Below are 18,927 nucleotides of genomic sequence, written 5' to 3'. Positions count from 1 at the left end.
GTTTTTGTTTTGTGGTGGGTTTTAATCTTTTCCTGTTTTTGGGTGTTGTTCACACCCCTACCTGACTGTGGCCCGCTCTTGGTGCGGCTCGTGATGGGACCCCACCGCCACCGCAACCCTCATACGAAACAGGCAGCCGCTCTACGCAACAGGCGTGCCATCAGCCTGCTCACGGCGCTACCCCCATTTCAGATTGCCGGGGTCTGGGGCAGAGCCCCAGGGGAAGCACGCAAGGCGACCAGGCCGCCCGCAACAAGACCACCCGCAGAAGCAGCAACACGCGACCCCCAACAGACGACCGCACCCAACAGGGGAACACGACGAAACCGGCCCACCCACCCCCCGTACCCTGGGCAGCACCCAAAGCGCAGCCCACCGAGAGGACCAGCGGTGCAACCCGGTCAGTTCGACATGCAGGCCCTGCTCCAGCAGGCCCAGAACATGCAGCAGCAGATGGCAGAAGCCCAGCAGCAGCTGGCCGAAACCGAGATCACGGGCAACGCGGGCAACGGCCTCGTCACGGCCACGGTCACCGGTGGCGGCGAGCTGGTCAACCTGGCCATCGACCCCAAGATCGTGGACCCGGAGGACGTCGACACCCTCCAGGACCTGGTGATCGCCGCGATCAAGGACGCGAACACCAAGGCGCAGCAGCTGGTGGAGCAGAAGCTCGGCCCGCTGGCCCAGGGCGGTCTCGGCGGACTGCTGGGCTGACCGATCTGCTGACCCGGCAAGAGATCGGCTAACCACATGTACGAGGGCCCGGTACAGGACCTGATCGACGAGCTGGGCAGGCTTCCCGGCGTCGGTCCCAAGAGCGCCCAGCGCATCGCCTTCCACCTCCTGGCGACGGAGCCGGCTGACATCGAGCGGCTTCAGCACGCACTCCAGAAGGTCAAGGAGGGCGTCGTGTTCTGCGACGTCTGCGGCAACGTGTCCGCCGAGACCAGGTGCCGCATCTGCCGCGACCCGAAGCGCGACCTCAGTCTGGTCTGCGTGGTCGAGGAGCCGAAGGACGTCCAGGCGATCGAGCGCACCAGGGAGTTCAGGGGGCGCTACCACGTTTTGGGCGGTGCTCTTGATCCGCTCAGCGGGGTGGGGCCCGACCAGTTGCGGATCCGGCAGCTGCTCAACCGGATCGGCACGGCCACCGACGGTGTCGACATCTCCGAGGTCATCATCGCCACGGACCCGAACACCGAGGGCGAGGCCACGGCGACGTACCTCGTGCGGATGCTCAGGGACTTCCCCGGGCTGACCGTCACGCGGCTCGCCAGCGGGCTGCCGATGGGTGGCGACCTGGAGTTCGCCGACGAGCTCACGCTGGGGCGTGCGCTATCTGGTCGCCGGAGCATGTAGCAACGGCCCCACCGCGGCTGGGCGACACCCGCCTGGTCGCGGTGGACGGACCGTCGGGTGCGGGGAAGTCGACGTTCGCGGCACAACTCGCACGCCGGCTCGACGCCCAGCTCATCAGCACCGACCACTTCGCCACGTGGGACGACCCCACGACGCGGTGGTGGCCACGCCTCAGCGAAGCGCTACGAGCAGTCGCGCAGAACCAAGAGGGCCGCTACCGGAAAACCGACTGGTCCCAAGGCTTTCCGTGCCTGGGAGAGGGCGACGAGGTCGTCATCACTCCACATAGGACGATCATCCTGGAGGGCTTCTCCTCGGCCAGGAGAGCGAACACCCACCTGAGCCTCGCGATCTTCGTGGACCACCCGGACGAAGCAGACCGCCTGGAACGGGCCGTCCAACGCGACGGCGAGCACCAACGAGAGCACTTCATCCGTTGGCAGCAGTACGAAAGAGGCTGGTTCGCGGTCGACGAGACCCAAGCCAGAGCTGACTACGTTGTCACGTCAAGCAGTTGAGCCCGCACCACTGAAGCCTCGGGTGTGCCGATCGCGCTGAACACGTCCAGAGCGGAGGACCAGTGCGACCGGGCGCCAGAAGAGTCGCCCAGCGCGAACGAAGCGTCGCCGGCCAGCTGCAACGCGCGTCCGACCACCCAGCGGTGACCGGAGTCGGTGCCGACCGAGGCCGCGCGCAGAGCGCATTCCAGGGCGCCGGAGGCATCTGACGTGTCGAGGTGGGTTCGCCCGAGCACGAGCAGCACCTCCATCTCGGCCTGGCGGAACTGCGACCTGCCCGCCTCGGCCAACGCGGAGGTGGCCATCTCCAGGGCTTCGGCGAAACGGCCCGCCGCGCGGTACGACGAGGCGAGACCGCGTCGCGCCGAGCACAGGCCCCACGAGTAACCGGTCTCCGCCGCGATCGCCAGCGCCGACGAGAACTGCTCCAGCGCCTCCTCGTACCGGCCTGCGCCCTCCAGTGCGCGGCCGAGCAGGTTCTGGGCGTCGCACACGCTCTTGACGTTCTCCAGGTCCTGCGCGATCTGCATGGCCGCGGTGGCTTCGACGGCGGCCTCCTCGAAGCGGCCGCGCATGATCAGCGTGATCGCCATGCCCTCGTGCATGGTGTGACCGAAGTTGCGGGCCGCCGCGCGTTCGTAGAGCTCGCTCGCGCTCATGAAGTACGACGCGCCGAGTTCGGGGTCGCCGCGCAGCGCGTAGACCTCGCCCAGCGCGCGCATCGAGTTCGCCTGGGTGATCCACGAGTCGATGCGCGTGCCGACCTCCAGCGCTTCCTCGAACGTCGTCGCGGCGCGGTCGAGGTGGCCCAGCTGCATGTAGACGCCGCCGAGGTTGAACAACGCGTTGGCCTGCACCTGGAACGCCCCGATGCGGCGCGTGATCACCAGGGCGCGCTCCAGGTGGTCGGCGGCGTGCTCCAGCTCGCCCAGGTCGATGTAGACGCTGCCCGCGTTCGACAGCACGGCGGCCTCGGCCTCCGGCAGGACGATGTGCTCCTGCAGCGCGATGGCCTGCTGGTAGTGGCCGAGCGCGTTGCGGTGCTGCCCTGTCACCCAGTACAGCGTGCCCAGGGACGACAGCATCGCCAGCTGGCCGAGCTCGTCGCGCGGCGCGCGGGCGCCCAGCAGGCCCGCCTTCGCCGTCTCGCGCCACTCCGCCGCCAGTCCCTGCGTGTAGAAGTAGCCGCGCAGCGCGTCGGCCAGCTGCCACGGCGAGTTCTCCGGGTCGCGTTCCACGGCGTGCGCGACCAGCGCGACCAGGTTCGCGCGCTCGACGTCGAGCCAGGTCAGGGCTTCGGTGGAGGTGCTGAACGTCCGCGGCACCACACCGTCCAGCGGAGCCGGGCGGGGGAAGCGAAACAGCGTCGACTTCATCGCCGAGGTGGCGTTGTCGACCGAGCGCACCGCCCAGTCCACCAGCCGCCGCAGCGCGAGCTTCGAGTCCACGCGGCCGTCCTCGAACGCCAGGCGCTCGGCCGCGTAGTCGCGCAGCAGGTCGTGGAACTGGTAGCGGGACGGCGCGTGGTTCGCGATGAGGTTCGCGGTGGCCAGCCGGTCGAGCCGGCGGCGTGCGTCCTGTGTGGTCAGTCCCGACAACGCCGCCGCCATCTCCGGCGTGAAGTCCGTGCCGGGCACCAGCGACAGCACCCGGAACATCTGCGCGAGCTCGGGCTTCAGCGCCGTGTAGGACAGGTCGAACGCCGCGTGCACGGCGACCCGTTCGTCGCCCTCCACGGCCAGCGCGGCGAGCCGGTTGCCCGCGCGGAGCTCCTCCACGTAGTCCGCGATGGACAGTTCCGGACGCGACACGAGGTTCGCCGCTGCGATACGCAAAGCCAATGGCAGATGGGCGCAGAGGGTCGCCAGTTCGTGCGCCGCGTCCTGTTGGGACGCCACCTCGTCCGCGCCCAGGATGCCTGCGAGGAGTGACTGCGTCTCGTTCCAGTCGAGCACGTCGAGCCGCACGTTCGACGCCGCGTGCGAGACGGCCAGGCCGCGCAACGTGTCGCGCGAGGTCACCAGCACCGCGCAGCCCGGCGAGCCCGGCAGCAGGGGCCGGATCTGCTCGGCCGAGGAGGCGTTGTCCAGCAACAACAGCACGCGCTGACCGGTCAGGGTGGACCGGAACATCGCCTCCTGCTCATCCTGGTCCAACGGCACCTGGTCGGGCTCTGTCCCCAACGCGCGGAGGAACCTGGGCAGCACGTCCACCGCGCTCAACGGCGGTCCGGGGGCGTATCCGCGCAGGTTGACGTACAGCTGGCCGTCCGGGAAGTCCGCGCGCATCCGGTGCGCCGCGTGCACGGCCAGCGCGGTCTTGCCCACGCCCGGCGGCCCCGCCAGCGTCACGACCGGCACACCCTGCGCGGTGCGCAGCAACGCCACGATCAGCGACACGGCCTCGTCGCGGCCCACGAAGTCCGGGATGTCCGCGGGCAGCTGCGACGGCACGACCCGTTCCGGCTTCGCGGCGACCACGGGCGCACCGGGAACGACCGGCGTCACCACGTCGATCGACCCGGTCAGCACCTGGCTGTGCACGCGCCGCAGCTCGTCGCCGGGATCGATGCCCAGGTCACCGCCCAGCAACCGGGAAACGCGCTGGTAGGCGGCGAGGGCCTCGCTCTGCCGGCCGGAGCGGTACAGCGCCACCATCAGCTGCGCCCAGAACCGCTCGCGCAACGGGTGGTCGCTGGTCAGCCGGGACAGCTCCGCGACCAGCTCGCCGTGGCGGCCCAGCTCCAGGTCGACCTCGACACGGCGTTCCAGCACGTGCAGGCGGCGCTCGTCGAGCCGCGGGACCTCGTCGCGGTGCAGCACCTCCGACGGCACGTCGACCAGGGCGGGGCCTCGCCAGAGTCCCAGCGCGGCGGCGAACGCGGCCGAGGCGGCCTGCAGGTTGCCCACAGCGCGAGCCTGCTCGCCCTGTTCGATCAGAGGTTCGAAGCGCATCAGGTCGATGGTCTTCTCGTCGACGTCGATCAGGTAACCGTCGGGCACGGTCCTGATCGGCACGGACGAACCGAGCAGCTGTCTGAGACGCATCACATATGTTTGAAGAGTTGCGCGCGCACGTGCGGGCGGATTCTCGCCCCAGACGTTCGCGGCGAGCTCGTCCACGGACACGGAGGTGCCCGCGCGCAGCAGCAACGACACCAGCAGCGCACGCTGCCGACCGGCTCTGACCAGCAGCGGTTCGGCGTCGAGGAGCACTTGGAGGGGGCCGAGCACGCGGAACTCGACCAGTCTGCTCATGCGACCTCCTCCGCGTGTCGTGTTGTTTCTACAGCCTAAGAGAGCGTCCGACGCATCTGCCGTGCTCACGTTGGGTCAGCGGCCGTGCGCCGGACGTATCAGAATGCCTGGTCTAGTGGCCGGATCGTGACCTGAGTAACCCCGGACGGGGTATCTACAACGGTTATGGTCGGCGACCACACCGTGAGATGTGCGGATTGTCCAAGGGGTGTTTGATGGTCCACTCAGTAACGGCTCGCCGCCGTTGGGTTGCCGCGATCGGCTTCCTCAGCGTCAGCGCGCTCGCCCTGTCCGGTTGCGCGCAATCCCAGCGCGACGCAGGCAGCGGCGGCAAGGAAGGCGGCACGCTGACCTTCGGCGCCGCCGGCGCGCCGAAGCTCTTCGACCCGTTCTACGCGACTGACGGTGAGACCTTCCGGGTCTCCAGGCAGATCTTCGAGGGCTTGGTCGGCTTCAAGCCGGGTACCGCCGAGGTCGAGCCCGCGCTCGCCACGAAGTACGAGCCCTCCGCGGACGGCAAGACGTGGACGTTCACCCTCAAGGAGAACGTGAAGTTCCACGACGGCACCGCGTTCAACGCCGAGGCCGTCTGCTTCAACTTCGAGCGCTGGTACAACCAGAAGGGCGCCGGCCAGTCCGACGCCGTCTCGCAGTACTGGCTCGACAACTTCGGCGGGTTCAAGGACACGCCGGACAAGCCGTCGCTGTACAAGTCGTGCAAGGCGACGGACGCCAAGACCGCGGTCATCGAGCTGAACGAGGTCACCTCGCAGTTCCCGTCGGTCCTCGGCTTCACGTCGTTCTCGATCTCCAGCCCCGAGGCGCTGAAGAAGTACGACGCGGACAACGTCCAGGCCGCCGGTGACGCGTTCACCTACCCGGCCTACGCGAACGAGCACCCGACCGGCACGGGCCCGTTCAAGTTCGGCAAGTACGACAAGGCCAACAACACCGTCGAGCTCGTCCGCAACGACGACTACCACGGCACGAAGGCCAAGCTGGACAAGATCGTCTTCAAGATCATCCCGGACGAGACCGCCCGCAAGCAGGCGCTCAAGGCCGGCGACATCGACGGCTACGACCTGCCGAACGCGGCGGACTGGGCCGGTCTGAAGACCGACGGCTTCAACGTCGCGATCCGTCCGGCGTTCAACGTGTTCTACCTGGGCATCAACCAGAAGAACAACCCGAAGCTCGCCGACCTCAAGGTCCGCCAGGCGATCCAGTACGCGATCAACCGCGAGCAGCTCGTCAAGTCGCAGCTGCCCGAGGGCGCCAAGGTCGCGACGCAGTTCATGCCGGACACCGTCAACGGCTACAACAAGGACGTCAAGGCCGTCGGTTACGACGTCGCCAAGGCGAAGTCCCTGCTGGCCGAGGCCGGTGCCACCGACCTGACGCTGAAGTTCTACTGGCCGTCCGAGGTCACGCGTCCGTACATGCCGTCCCCGAAGGACCTGTTCGGCGCGATCTCCGGTGACCTGCAGGCCGCCGGCATCAAGCTCGAGGTCGTCACGAAGCCGTGGAACGGCGGCTACCTGACCGACGTCGACAACGGCATCTCGGACCTGTTCCTGCTCGGCTGGACCGGTGACAACGGCACGGCGCACAACTGGGTCGGCACGTTCTTCGGCCGCACCGACAACCGGTTCAACACCGGTGCGTCGCCGTGGGGCGCCACCCTCGCGGCCGACCTCGCCAAGGCGAACTCCGAGCCGAACGAGGCCAACCGCACCAAGCTGTACGAAGAGATCAACAAGAAGATCATGGACGAGTACCTGCCCGCGATCCCGATCTCGCACTCCCCGCCCGCTCTGGTGTTGAAGTCGGACATCAAGGGTGTCGTCCCGAGCCCGTTGACCGACGAGAAGTTCGGCCCGGCCTCGAAGGGCTGAGCTGACTAGCTCCCACCACAAGAGAACAACGGGGTAGCTCAAGTGCTCCGCTACACCATTCGACGGCTGGTTCAGCTGGTCGGCGTGGTGCTGGTGCTCTCGATGTTGCTCTTCGCGTGGTTGCGACTTCTCCCAGGAGGGCCGGTTTCGGCCCTCCTGGGAGAACGCGCTACGCCGGAGTCGCGCGAAGCCCTCACCAAGCAGCTCGGCCTCGACCAGCCGATCTTCGTCCAGTACTTCAAGTTCCTCGGTCGCGCGGCGACCGGTGACTTCGGCGTCTCCACCGGTGTCCAGCCCGGTGACTCGGCGCTCGAGATCTTCCTCCAGCGGTTCCCCGCGACGATCGAGCTCAGCTTCTTCGCGATCCTGATCGCGATCGCCGTCGGCGTCCCGCTCGGCTACCTCGCCGCGAAGCGTCGCGGCGGCTGGTTCGACAACCTCAGCGTCATCGGCTCGCTGATCGGTGTCGCCGTTCCCGTGTTCTTCCTGGCCTACCTGCTCAAGGACGTGGCGTCGTCGGCGCTCGGCCTGCCCTCGCAGGGTCGCCAGGACGCCATCGACGCCACGCGCGTCACCGGGTTCTTCACCCTCGACGGCCTGATCACGGGTGAGATCGACGCGACGCTGAACGCGTTGGAACACCTGATCCTGCCGGCGATCGCGCTCGCCACCATCCCGTTCGCGGTGATCTTCCGGATCACCCGCGCGGCCGTCCTCGACGTGCTCGACGAGGACTTCGTGCGCACCGCCGAGTCCAAGGGCCTCACCGCTCCGGTGATCCGCCGCCGGCACGTGCTGCGCAACGCGATGCTCCCGGTCGTCACGACGATCGGTCTGCAGACCGGTGCGCTGCTGTCCGGCGCCGTGCTCACCGAGAAGGTGTTCTCGTTCGCCGGTGTCGGGCAGGCGCTCGCCATCGGGTTCGAACGGCGTGACTACCCGGTGCTGCTGCTGTTGATCATCATGGCCACGATCGTCTACGTCGTCGTGAACCTGCTGGTCGACCTCTCGTACGCGCTCATCGACCCGCGCATCAGGACGAGGTGAGCGCAGTGGCACTCGGAGTCTCCAAGAAGGAAAAGATCGACGGTCTCGCCGAGACCGCGGGCGTCTCGCTCGCGGCGAGCGCGTGGAAGCGGCTTCGGCGCAGCCCGGTGTTCCTCATCGGTGCGACGATCATCGGCATCTTCGTGGTGCTGTCGATCCTGTCGCCGTGGCTCGCGCCGCAGGACCCGTCCGTCCCGATGCTGATCGACCAGGTCGTCAAGGCGCGCAACGAGATCCCGCCGCCCCAGCCCGGCCACCTGCTCGGTGGTGACCTGCAGGGCCGCGACTTCTTCTCGCGCCTGCTCGTCGGGTCGCAGCAGACGCTGATCGTCGGTGTCGGCGCGACCATCATCGGCCTCACCGGCGGACTGATCCTCGGCACGCTCGCGGGCGCGCTCGGCGGATGGGTCGACTCGGTCGTCATGCGCATCGTCGACGTCATGCTCTCGCTGCCGTCGCTGCTGCTGGCGTTCTCGATCGCGGCGATGTTCGCGCGGCCCAGCCAGTTCACCGTGATCCTCGCGGTCTCGATCGTGCAGATCCCGGTGTTCGCACGCCTGCTCAGAGGGTCGATGCTGGCGCAACGGCACAGCGACCACGTGCTGGCGGCCACGGCTCTCGGCGTGAAGAAGGGCGCGATCGTGTTCCGGCACATGCTGCCGAACTCGCTCAGCCCGGTGATCGTGCAGTCGACGCTCGTGCTGGCCACCGCGATCATCGAGGCTGCCGCGCTGTCGTTCCTCGGCCTCGGCAACCCGGACGACCGGCTGCCGGAGTGGGGGCAGATGCTCGGTGACGTGCAGAACGTCTTCGACACGCATCCGCACCTCGCCGCGTGGCCCGCGATCTGCATCATCATCGTCGCGCTCGGCTTCACCCTCATGGGCGAGACGCTGCGCGAAGCCCTCGACCCGAAGAACAGGCGGTGAGTCGTCGTGGCACTGCTCGAAGTACGTGACCTCTCCGTCGTGTTCCAGCGCAAGGGCGAAGCACCGTTCCACGCGGTCGACGGCGTCAGCTTCGACGTCGAACCCGGCCAGACGGTCGGGCTCGTCGGCGAGTCCGGCTGCGGCAAGTCCGTGACGTCGCTCGCGATCATGGGCCTGCTGCCCAAGCGCGGCGCCAAGGTCACCGGAACCGTGACCTACGACGGCACCGACCTGCTGAAGCTGTCGGACAAGCAGATGCGCGACAAGCGCGGCAGCGAGCTCGGCATGGTCTTCCAGGACCCGCTGTCCTCGCTCAACCCCGTCGTCCCGATCGGCCTGCAGGTCACCGAGGTGCTCGAACGGCACCGCGGTCTGGCCCGCAAGGAGGCCATGATCGAGGCGAAGGACCTGCTCGACAAGGTCGGCATCCCTGACCCGAACCGCCGGCTCAAGGAGTACCCGCACCAGCTCTCCGGCGGCATGCGGCAGCGCGCGCTCATCGCGATCGCGCTGGCGTGCCGGCCGAAGCTGCTGATCGCGGACGAGCCGACGACGGCGCTGGACGTGACCATCCAGGCCCAGATCCTGTCGCTGATGAAGGAACTGGTGCAGGACCTCGGCACCGCGCTCGTGATGATCACCCACGACCTGGGTGTCGTCGCCGGCCTGTGCGACGAGGTCAACGTGCTGTACGGCGGCAAGGTGGTCGAGAAGGCCATGCGGCACAAGCTCTTCGCCGAGCCGCGCCACCCGTACACGCACGGCCTGCTCGCGTCCATCCCGCGGCTCGACGCCCCGCGCGGCGAGAAGCTGACGCCCATCAAGGGTTCCGTCGCGGACAACATCCCGTGGACGAGCGCCTGCGCGTTCGCTCCGAGGTGCCCGAACGCGCTGGACGTGTGCCGCGCGGAGACGCCGGCCGAGGAAGACCAGCTGGGCCGTCTGCTCCGCTGCCACAACCCGGTGGTGCCGGGAACTCCCGCCGCCGAGGAGGTGCCGGTATGAGCGAGACCCTGGTTTCCGTCCAGGACATGAAGGTGCACTTCCCGATCAAGCGGGGCGTGTTCTTCGACCGGACCGTCGGCTACGTCTACGCGGTCGACGGCGTCGACCTGGAGATCAAGCGCGGCGAGACGTACGGCCTCGTCGGCGAGTCGGGCTGCGGCAAGTCCACCCTCGGGCGGGCGATGCTGCGGCTCAACGAGCCGACCGACGGCAAGATGGTGTTCGACGGGCAGGACTTCTCGGCGCTGAAGGGCGAGGAGCTGCGCAAGATGCGGCGCCGGATCCAGATGGTGTTCCAGGATCCTCTGTCCTCTTTGGACCCGCGTCAGTCCGTGGAGTCGATCCTGGTCGAGGGCCTGCGGGCACACGACCTGGACGAGGGCAAGGAGGCCACGGCGAAGCGGCTGCGCGAGCTGCTCTCGGCCGTCGGTCTGCCCGCCTCGGCGCTGCGCAAGTACCCGCACGAGTTCTCGGGCGGTCAGCGGCAGCGCATCGGCATCGCCCGCGCGCTGGCGCTCAACCCGGACCTGATCGTCGCCGACGAGCCGGTGTCCGCGCTCGACGTGTCGGTGCAGGCCCAGGTCGTGAACCTGCTGGAGGAGCTCCAGGAGAAGTTCGGCCTGACCTACCTGGTGATCGCGCACGACCTCGCCGTCGTGAAGCACATCTCCGACCGGGTCGGCGTGATGTACCTCGGCGGCCTGGTCGAGGAGGCCACCTCCGAGGACCTCTACGAGGAGCCGCTGCACCCGTACACGCGGGCGCTGCTGTCGGCCATCCCGGTGCCCGACCCGCAGGTCGAGGACCGGCGCGAACGGATCCTGCTCGCGGGTGACCTCCCGTCGCCCGCGAACCCGCCCACCGGCTGCCGGTTCCACACCCGGTGCCCGTGGCGGCAGGCGACGAAGTGCGACACCGAACGGCCCGTGCTGCGCGAGCTCAAGCCGGGTCACAAGGTGGCGTGCCACTACGCCGAGCAGATCCGCTCCGGCGAGATCCAGCCGCACGAGGTGAAGCCGATCCTGGTGGAGGAGGGCGACGGCCTGTCGCCCGACGTTCCGCTCGTGGGACCGGCGTCCGTCACCGAGGCGCTGAACCCGTAACACCCGTTCCACCGTCCGGGGCCACCTTTCGAGGTGGCCCCGTTCGTTTCTCCAGGGTCGTGCGCTGTCCTCGGTGGATGGACAGTCGTGGCTCGATCCTGTTGAGAGCGGCCGAGATCGCCTCGGTCGACGGCCTGGAGGGCGTCACCATCGGGCGGCTCGCGGTCGAGCTCGGCATGAGCAAGAGCGGGGTGTTCTCGCACTTCGGCGCCAAGGAAGAGCTGCAGATCTCGACCGTGCACGCGGCCGCGGAGATCTTCGCCCGCGAGGTCGTCATGGCCGGCGGTTCGGTGCTGGACCTCGCCGAGCGCTGGCTCGACTACTCGAAGCGCCGCGTGTTCCCCGGCGGCTGCTTCTTCGTCGTGACCCGCTCGGAGTTCGCGGCACGCCCCGGCCGCGTGCGCGACGCGTTGATGCTCTTCAACCTGCGCTGGATCTCACTGCTGGAACGGCTGTGCGGCGACGCCCAGATGGCGTTCGAGGTGGACGCCCTGCTGGCGGCCTCCGACCGGTTCGCGGTGCTCTACGACGACGCCTCGGCGTACGAGAGAGTGCGGTTGGCGCTGCGCGCACGGATCGCCATGCCGACCGGCACGGAGATCAGCGTCGCCACGCCGAAGGACAACAACATCGCGAGCCAGGCCTCGTCGACCAGCTGGCCGCCGATGTAGCCGACGGTGGCGGGGTAGAGGCTCCACAGCGCGGACCCGATCGCCGCGACCGGCACGAACCGCCGCAGCGGCCACTTCAGCGCACCCGTCAGCAACGCCCCGACGATGCCGCCCGCGGGCAGGAACCGCGCCGCGATGAGGATCGTCTCGCCCTTGGACGCGAGCTGGTCGGCCGTCCACACGACCATCGACCGCGCCTTGGCGTTCTTGTTGACCTTGTCGAGGGCCCGCATCCCCATCCGGCGGCCCGCGGTAAAGTTGATCAAGTCGCTGAGCAGGCAGCCCGCCGCCGCGACGAGCACGACCAGGTACAGCGGCACCTCACCGGACGCGGCCAGGACACCGGCGCCGATGAGCACGGCCTCCGTCGGTGCCAACGGCACGACGGCGACCAGGAACAGCACGACGAGGCTGGCTGCGGTGCTCATGATCGGTGAACGTACGTGACCCAGGTGAACAATCCCGACCTGGGTGTTTCTTCAGCGCGTCCACAGGTAGCGAGTCGATCTACGCTGGTCCGGTGCCGTTCACGCTCGCGCACCCGGCCGCGGTGCTGCCGTTGCGCCGGTGGCTCTGGTTCCCGGGACTGGTGGCGGGGGCGGTCGCGCCGGACGTGGGCTACTACCTGCCCGTGCTGCCGACCCACGACGTGCTGGGCGGATCGCTTGCCGCTGCGGTGTTGTTGCTCGTCGGACGGTTGTTGCTGCCTTCGCTGATGGCGCTGGCGCCGGCGTTCGTGCGGGTCCGGGTGTCGCGTCCGGGAGACTTCCGCCGGCCGTTCGTGCGCGCGTTGTCCGTTGTGGTGGGCGTACTTACCCACCTGCTGTGGGATGCCTTCACGCAGACCGACGGGTGGTTCGTGCAGCGCTGGGACTGGTTGGACGTCTCCGTCGCCGGGCCTCACCGGCTCTACAACGTGATCGGGTACGTGTCGTCGGCCGGTGGCATGGCCCTGCTGGCCTGGACGGCGGCCCGCTGTCCGAAAGGGCAGGACTGGCCGGCCCGCGCGGGGGCGTCGAAGTACTGGTTCTGGATCTTCGTCGGTGCCGTCGCGATCGCGGGCGCCATCTGGTCGTTGTCCGATCCGGTCAGCCAAGTCAGCGCCTACGACTGGGTCCGGCGGCTGCTGCTGGGTGTGATCCAGGGCATGTGCGCCGGGCTGGGCCTGCACGCCGTTCTGTGGCACCTCGGGCAGTCGCGTCGTTGACCGGTCTCTCCGGCCGCCGTTAACGTCCGAACTCAATTGGGAAGCTTGTTAACCAATCCTTCGAGCCGCCGCCCTTGCCCAGGAGGAACGAAGTGATCACAAAGCACACCAGAACCGGTGTCGCGATAGCCCTGTTCGCGCTCGTGGTCCCCCAGATCGCGGCGTCCGGCACGGCCAACGCCGCCGACTCCCTGCTGTCCGCCAGCAAACCCACCACCGTCTCGTCCGTCGAGGCCGAGACGTTCGGCGGCGCCAACGCCGTCGACGGCGACCCGGCCACCCGCTGGGCGAGCCTCGAAGGCGTCGACCCGCAGTGGATCGCCGTCGACCTCGGCGGCAACGCCACCGTCTCCAAGGTGAAGATCAACTGGGAGGCCGCGTACGCCTCCGAGTACAAGATCCAGACCTCGGCCGACGGCTCGTCGTGGAGCACGAAGAAGACCCTCACCGGGCAGAACGGCGGCACCGACGAGACGTCGCTGACGGCGACAGGCCGGTTCGTGCGGATCTACGGCACCAAGCGCGGTACGAACTACGGCTACTCGATCTTCGGCCTGGAGGTGTGGGGGAGCATCGCGAACGGCGACACCACCGCTCCGACCGCGCCCGCCGGCCTCGCGAGCACGGCGACCACGTCGAACTCGGTCAGCCTGCAGTGGACTGCCGCGACCGACAACGTCGGCGTGACCGGCTACGAGGTGCTGCGGGGAGGCAGCGTCGTCGGCACGCCGACCGGCACGACGTTCACCGACACCGGACTCGCGTCCGGCACGCAGTTCACCTACACCGTCAGGGCCCGTGACGCGGCCGGCAACCTCGGCCCGGCGAGCAACGCGGTGCAGGCCACCACGAAGCCCGCCGGTCCCGGCGAGAACATCACGGTCGTCGTGGCGGGCGACATCGCGTCGCTGACCAACACCGAGCACTACGAGACGGCGAAGCTGATCGACCAGATCAAGCCGAACCACATCCTCACCGTCGGCGACAACCAGTACGACAGCGGCACGCTCGCCGAGTTCAAGGCGCACTACGACAAGTCGTGGGGCAAGTACAAGAACATCACCCACCCCGCCACGGGCAACCACGAGTGGGAGGACAACCTCAACGGCTACAAGTCGTACTTCGGCGCCCAGGCCTACCCGCAGGGCAAGCCGTACTACAGCTGGGAGGCTGGCGACTTCCACTTCGTGTCGTTCGACTCGCAGAAGCTCTACGACACCGGCAGCGACTCCACACAGCTGAACTGGCTCAAGGCCGACCTGGCCGCGAACACCAAGGCGTGCGTCGTCGGCTACTGGCACCACCCGCGGTTCAACTCGGGCATGTACGGCGACAAGTCCGTGATGTCCCCGCTGTGGAACGCCTTCGCGGACGCCAAGTCCGACGTGATCTTCAACGGCCACGACCACCACTACGAGCGGTTGAAGCCGCTCGGCAAGAGCGGGTCGGTGGACGAGGCGAACGGCATGCGCGCCGCGATCGTCGGCATCGGCGGTGACTACCTCTACAAGGACGTCAAGCCGCGCGCCGGCGTCGAGAACTGGTTCGCGGACAGCCACGGCGTCCTGAAGCTCACCCTGTCCGGTCGCTCCTACTCGTGGGAGGTCATCGACACGGCGGGCAAGGTGCGCGACAAGGCCGGTCCTTACAACTGCCGTTAGCCCGGAGGCCGTCGTGTACATCGCAACAGCAAGACAGGCTCCGGCGGCGGGCGGCACCGGCAGGATCGCGGGGAACGTCCTCGCGCTGGGCGCGGTGTCCCTGCTCACGGACGTCTCGTCGGAGATGGTCACCGCGATCCTGCCGCTGTACCTGGTGCTGGGGCTGGGTTTCTCCCCGCTGCAGTTCGGTGTGCTCGACGGCATCTACACCGGTGTGACGGCGCTGGTCCGCGTCGTCGGCGGTCACGCGGCGGACCGCTGGCAACGGCGCAAGTTCGTCGCGGGCCTCGGGTACGGGATCTCGGCGCTGGGCAAGCTCGGCCTGCTCGCCGCCGGGACCTCGGCCACCGCGATGGGGCTCGTGCTGGCAGGGGACCGGACCGGCAAGGGCCTGCGCACCGCTCCGAGGGACGCGCTGATCACGTTGAGCAGCGAACCCTCCGCGCTCGGGCGCGCCTTCGGTGTCCACCGCGCCATGGACACCGTCGGCGCGTTCCTCGGGCCGTTGGTGGCGTTCTGTCTCTTGTGGACACTGCCCGCTCGGTACGACGTCGTGTTCGTGGTGAGCTTTTGCTTTGCCGCTCTGGGTTTTCTGGTGCTGGTGCTGTTCGTGCGCGACCACCGGGACGTGCTGCCACGCGTCGCGGTGTCGCTGCGGTCGGCGTTCGGGTTGTTGCGGTCCAGGCCGTTCCGGCGGGTCTGCCTGGTCGCGTGCGGGCTCGGGTTCCTGACGCTCGGCGACGGGTTCGTCTACCTATTGCTGCAGAAGAAGCTCGACGTCGAGTTGGCTTATGTGGCGCTGCTGCCTCTTGGCACGGCCGGCGTGTACCTGCTCGCCGCCGTGCCGCTCGGGTCGCTGGCCGATCGCGTGGGGCGGTGGCGGATCTTCCTGGTCGGGCATGTGGCTCTGCTCGGCGCGTATGTCTTGCTGGCCGGTGCTTCCGGGATCTCGTTGCTCGTCGGGGTGTTGGTGCTGCACGGGCTGTTCTACGCGTGCACGGACGGCGTGCTGATGGCCGTGGCCGGACCTCTTGTCCCTGACGAGCTGCGCACGTCCGGTCTGGCCCTGCTCCAGACCGGGCAGGTGCTCGCCCGTGCGGCTTCCTCAGTGCTGTTCGGTGCTCTTTGGACGTGGTTCGCTTGGTGAGGGTCCTGATCGTCGTTCTCGCCGTGATCGCGCTGGGCGCGGGTGCCACCGCCTACGCCCTGCGCGCTCCGGACGCTGTTTCCGTTGCTGTGGAGGCAGGGCCGGTCGAACTGGTCTCCGGGCAGCTGGTGTTCGTGGACGAGGTGAGCGGGCGGGTGGCGTCGGTGCCGTTGCGCTCACCGGACGGGCCGCGGCGGGTGAGTTCGTTGTCCTGCAAGCGGTTCTTCACGGCAGCCGGGCAGGGGTTGTGCCTCGCGGACGCCTCCGGGCCGTTGCCGGGGTCGACCGCCGTGTTCGTCGATCGTGGGCTGGCCGAACGGCGGCGCGTGGACGTGTCCGGTGTGCCGAACCGCGCCAAGCTGTCGGCGGACGGGCGGATGGGGTCGTGGACGACGTTCGTCACCGGCGACTCGTACGCGCAGGCGGGGACGTTCTCGACCCGTACGGCGATCTTCGACACCGAGACCGAGGTGTACGCGAGCAACATCGAGGGCACGCGCGTCGAAGGCATGAAGCTCGCCAACGACAGGAACTTCTGGGGCGTGACGTTCAGTGCCGACGACCGCACGTACTACGCGACGCTGAGCACCGCCGGGAAGACGTACCTGATCCAGGGCGACGCGGAGCAGGAGTCCGCGAAGGTGTTGCGGGAGAACGCCGAATGTCCTTCCCTCTCACCGGACGGACGGCGGGTGGCGTTCAAGAAGCGCGTCCCGGGAGACGGCGCGCGACCGTGGCGACAGCACGTGCTGGACCTGACCACGATGGTGGAGACACCGCTGGCCGAGACCCGCGGGATCGACGACCAGGTCGTGTGGCTCGACGACGACACCATCGCCTACGGCCTGCCGGATGAGGGCATCTGGGCCGTGCAGGCGAACGGGGAGGGCGCGCCGCGGCAACTGGTGCCGCACGCGTCCTCCCCGTCCGTCGTTACCGGTTAGCCCTGTTGATCGCCGAGACGATCGCGCGGAAGCTCGCGGCCACCGTGGAGGAGTCGATGCCGACGCCCCACAGGACGCGGTCGCCCACAGCGCACTCGACGTAGGCGGCGGCGCGGGCGTCGTCACCGGCGGACAGCGCGTGCTCGGCGTAGTCCAGCACCCGCACGTCGTAGCCCACCGAGGCGAGCGCGTCGACGAACGCGGCGATCGGACCGTTGCCGGAGCCCGTGATCTCCTGCTGGTCGCCGTCGATCAGCAGGGTCGCGGTGATCTCCTCGTGCCCGCTGCCGTCCGACGTCGCCCTGTGCTTGAGCAGGTACATCGGCACCCGGCCGTGCAGGTACTCGTCGGCGAAGGCGTCCCACATCTCCTTCGGGCCGATCTCGCCGCCCTGCGTGTCGGTGACCTCCTGGATCACCCGCGAGAACTCGATCTGCAGGCGCCGCGGCAGGTCGAGGTGGTGCTCCTGCTTCATCAGGTACGCCACACCGCCCTTGCCGGACTGCGAGTTGACCCGGATGACGGCCTCGTAGTTGCGGCCGACGTCCTTCGGGTCGATCGGCAGGTACGGGACCTCCCACTGGAAGTCGTCGACGTGCTGCCCGGCGTCCTTGGCGTCCGCCTCCAGGGCCTCGAAGCCCTTCTTGATCGCGTCCTGGTGGCTGCCGGAGAACGCGGTGAAGACCAGGTCGCCGCCGTACGGGTGCCGCTCCGGCACCGGCAGCTGGTTGCAGTACTCGACCGTGCGGCGGACCTCGTCGATGTCGCTGAAGTCGATCTGCGGGTCGATGCCCTGGCTGAACATGTTCATCGCCAGCGTGACCAGGCAGACGTTGCCGGTCCGCTCACCGTTGCCGAACAGGCAGCCCTCGATGCGGTCCGCACCGGCCAGGTAACCCAGCTCGGCCGCCGCGACACCCGTGCCGCGGTCGTTGTGCGGGTGCAGGCTCAGGATGATCGCCTCGCGGTTGGCGAGGTTGCGGGACATCCACTCGATGCTGTCGGCGTAGACGTTCGGCGTGGCCATCTCGACCGTGGCCGGCAGGTTGATGATCAGCGGCTTCTCGGGCGTGGGCGCGATGACCTCTTGAACCGCGTTGCAGACTTCCAGGGCGTAGCTGAGCTCGGTGCCCGTGTAGGACTCGGGGGAGTACTCGTACCGGAAGTCGGTCTCGGGGTAGTCCTGCTCCTGCTGCTTGGCGAACTTCGCGGCGTCGACCGCGATCTTCTTGATGCCGTCGCGGTCGGAGCGGAACACGACCCGGCGCTGCAGGATCGACGTCGAGTTGTAGAAGTGGACGATCGCCTTGTGCGCGCCCCGCAGTGACTCGAAGGTGCGCGCGATCAGCTCCTCGCGGCACTGGGTCAGGACCTGGATCGTGACGTCGTCCGGGATGGCGCCGTCCTCGATGATCTCGCGGACGAAGTCGAAGTCGGTCTGGGACGCGGCCGGGAAGCCGACCTCGATCTCCTTGAAGCCCATGCGGACCAGCAGGTCGAACATCTTGCGCTTGCGGGCCGGGGACATCGGGTCGATCAGGGCCTGGTTGCCGTCCCGCAGGTCCACCGCGCACCACAGAGGGGCGGTGTCGATCTGCTTCGTCGGCCAGGTGCGGTCCGGTACGTCCACTACCTCGACCAGCTCGTGGAAGGGGCGGTAGCGGTGGAACGGCATGCTGCTGCCCAGCTGGCGGTTCCAGGACTGCTGCGAGTCCGGGGCGGGGCGGCTGGGCTTGCGGATCCGGCTCGTGCCCGACGAGTAGGCGTCTGCGGATTCGGTGGTGGTGAAGGCCTCGTTGGAGGTCATGGGTTTTCTGCTCCTGCGGGTCGTTTTAGGGGAACGACCGGCGGCAACGCTGAAGCCCGCGACGGGGGGCCGGTCTGATCAGACCCCGTCACGGCAGCGAAGCAGGAGGGAACGCCACACGTCGGACAGAGTAGTCACAGGTTGGGGTGGGATGGAAATGTTCGACCGGATCGTGGGATGGGGCGGGCTGTTGCCTGCTTCCGCGGGGGGCTGGGTTGCGCGGGTGGCTGAAGTGCGGTTGGCGCGTTTTGCGGGTGGTTGTTTTGCGTGCGGCCTGTTGCGTTGCGTGCTTCCCCTGGGGGCTCTGCCCCCAGACCCCCGGCAATCTGATCGGGGGGTAGCGCCGGCCGTAGGCAGATGGCACGCCTGTTGCGTAG

At 68.4% G+C, this 18,927-nt stretch carries 14 protein-coding genes and 2 pseudogenes; 13 read left to right on the top strand and 3 right to left on the bottom strand.

Annotated features, from left to right (window positions below; translation table 11 throughout):
• The first annotated feature begins 411 nt into the window (after positions 1-411).
• Genes ACFWN2_RS45680 through ACFWN2_RS45670 form a run of 3 tightly spaced genes read left to right on the top strand, consistent with a single transcriptional unit; the run spans position 412 to position 1,877 of the window.
• Positions 412-714, top strand: a complete 303-nt coding sequence (locus tag ACFWN2_RS45680) for a YbaB/EbfC family nucleoid-associated protein (protein ID WP_177229572.1) — start codon at positions 412-414, stop codon at positions 712-714.
• Positions 715-750: 36 nt separating this feature from the next.
• On the top strand, positions 751-1,359 hold the full coding sequence (recR, locus tag ACFWN2_RS45675) for a recombination mediator RecR (protein WP_382437008.1): 609 nt from the start codon (positions 751-753) through the stop codon (positions 1,357-1,359).
• Positions 1,360-1,400: 41 nt separating this feature from the next.
• Positions 1,401-1,877 (top strand): uridine kinase, encoded by a 477-nt coding sequence (locus ACFWN2_RS45670; RefSeq protein ID WP_382437007.1) that lies wholly within the window; start codon positions 1,401-1,403, stop codon positions 1,875-1,877.
• Here the strand turns inward: ACFWN2_RS45670 and ACFWN2_RS45665 are convergent.
• Positions 1,853-5,134: a BTAD domain-containing putative transcriptional regulator gene (locus ACFWN2_RS45665; protein WP_382437006.1), complete on the bottom strand. Its 3,282-nt coding sequence runs from the start codon at positions 5,132-5,134 to the stop codon at positions 1,853-1,855. The genes ACFWN2_RS45670 and ACFWN2_RS45665 overlap by 25 nt on opposite strands.
• A 215-nt stretch (positions 5,135-5,349) precedes the next feature.
• On the opposite strand from ACFWN2_RS45665, the gene ACFWN2_RS45660 reads away from it, so the two are divergent.
• The 6 genes from ACFWN2_RS45660 (at position 5,350) to ACFWN2_RS45635 (ending at position 11,784) form a co-directional block, all read left to right on the top strand.
• Positions 5,350-7,029: an ABC transporter substrate-binding protein gene (locus tag ACFWN2_RS45660; RefSeq protein ID WP_382437005.1), complete on the top strand. Its 1,680-nt coding sequence runs from the start codon at positions 5,350-5,352 to the stop codon at positions 7,027-7,029.
• A gap of 42 nt (positions 7,030-7,071) precedes the next feature.
• A complete protein-coding gene (locus ACFWN2_RS45655) occupies positions 7,072-8,076 on the top strand; it encodes an ABC transporter permease (protein ID WP_191302397.1) in 1,005 nt (334 codons plus the stop codon).
• Between the two features lie 5 nt (positions 8,077-8,081).
• On the top strand, positions 8,082-9,005 hold the full coding sequence (locus ACFWN2_RS45650) for an ABC transporter permease (protein WP_382437004.1): 924 nt from the start codon (positions 8,082-8,084) through the stop codon (positions 9,003-9,005).
• A 6-nt stretch (positions 9,006-9,011) separates the two neighbouring features.
• The gene (locus ACFWN2_RS45645; RefSeq protein WP_382437003.1) at positions 9,012-10,010 is read left to right on the top strand and encodes an ABC transporter ATP-binding protein; all 999 of its coding nucleotides are present in this window, start codon (positions 9,012-9,014) and stop codon (positions 10,008-10,010) included.
• Positions 10,007-11,113 carry an ABC transporter ATP-binding protein gene (locus ACFWN2_RS45640; protein ID WP_382437002.1) on the top strand — a complete coding sequence of 369 codons (1,107 nt, stop codon included), beginning with the start codon at positions 10,007-10,009 and terminating at the stop codon, positions 11,111-11,113. Before ACFWN2_RS45645 ends, ACFWN2_RS45640 begins: the two co-directional genes overlap by 4 nt.
• A 77-nt stretch (positions 11,114-11,190) precedes the next feature.
• A complete protein-coding gene (locus ACFWN2_RS45635) occupies positions 11,191-11,784 on the top strand; it encodes a TetR/AcrR family transcriptional regulator (protein WP_382437001.1) in 594 nt (197 codons plus the stop codon).
• Positions 11,785-11,840: 56 nt separating this feature from the next.
• Here the strand turns inward: ACFWN2_RS45635 and ACFWN2_RS45630 are convergent.
• Positions 11,841-12,212: pseudogene (locus tag ACFWN2_RS45630) on the bottom strand (DedA family protein); the annotation flags it as partial.
• 92 nt (positions 12,213-12,304) lie between these two features.
• On the opposite strand from ACFWN2_RS45630, the gene ACFWN2_RS45625 reads away from it, so the two are divergent.
• The 4 genes and pseudogenes from ACFWN2_RS45625 to ACFWN2_RS45610 all read left to right on the top strand — a co-directional run bounded on the left by ACFWN2_RS45625 (position 12,305) and on the right by ACFWN2_RS45610 (position 16,743).
• Positions 12,305-12,991, top strand: coding sequence for a DUF4184 family protein (locus tag ACFWN2_RS45625; protein ID WP_382437000.1), 687 nt, complete (start codon positions 12,305-12,307; stop codon positions 12,989-12,991).
• Between the two features lie 92 nt (positions 12,992-13,083).
• On the top strand, positions 13,084-14,652 hold the full coding sequence (locus tag ACFWN2_RS45620) for a discoidin domain-containing protein (RefSeq protein WP_382436999.1): 1,569 nt from the start codon (positions 13,084-13,086) through the stop codon (positions 14,650-14,652).
• A gap of 13 nt (positions 14,653-14,665) precedes the next feature.
• A pseudogene (locus ACFWN2_RS45615) lies at positions 14,666-15,784 on the top strand (MFS transporter); the annotation flags it as partial.
• Positions 15,785-15,795: 11 nt separating this feature from the next.
• Entirely contained in the window at positions 15,796-16,743 is a 948-nt protein-coding gene (locus ACFWN2_RS45610; protein WP_382436998.1) for a hypothetical protein, read from the top strand.
• On the opposite strand, the gene leuA is transcribed toward ACFWN2_RS45610, so the two are convergent.
• Positions 16,733-18,550, bottom strand: coding sequence for a 2-isopropylmalate synthase (gene leuA / locus ACFWN2_RS45605; protein ID WP_382436997.1), 1,818 nt, complete (start codon positions 18,548-18,550; stop codon positions 16,733-16,735). The two genes, ACFWN2_RS45610 and leuA, sit on opposite strands and share 11 nt — an antisense overlap.
• Positions 18,551-18,927 lie beyond the last annotated feature (377 nt).

Source organism: Lentzea sp. NPDC058436 (genome assembly GCF_042721515.1).
GTDB lineage: Bacteria > Actinomycetota > Actinomycetes > Mycobacteriales > Pseudonocardiaceae > Lentzea.
The sequence above is the reverse complement of the archived record's forward strand: the minus strand, read 5'-3'. Positions and strand labels throughout refer to the sequence as shown.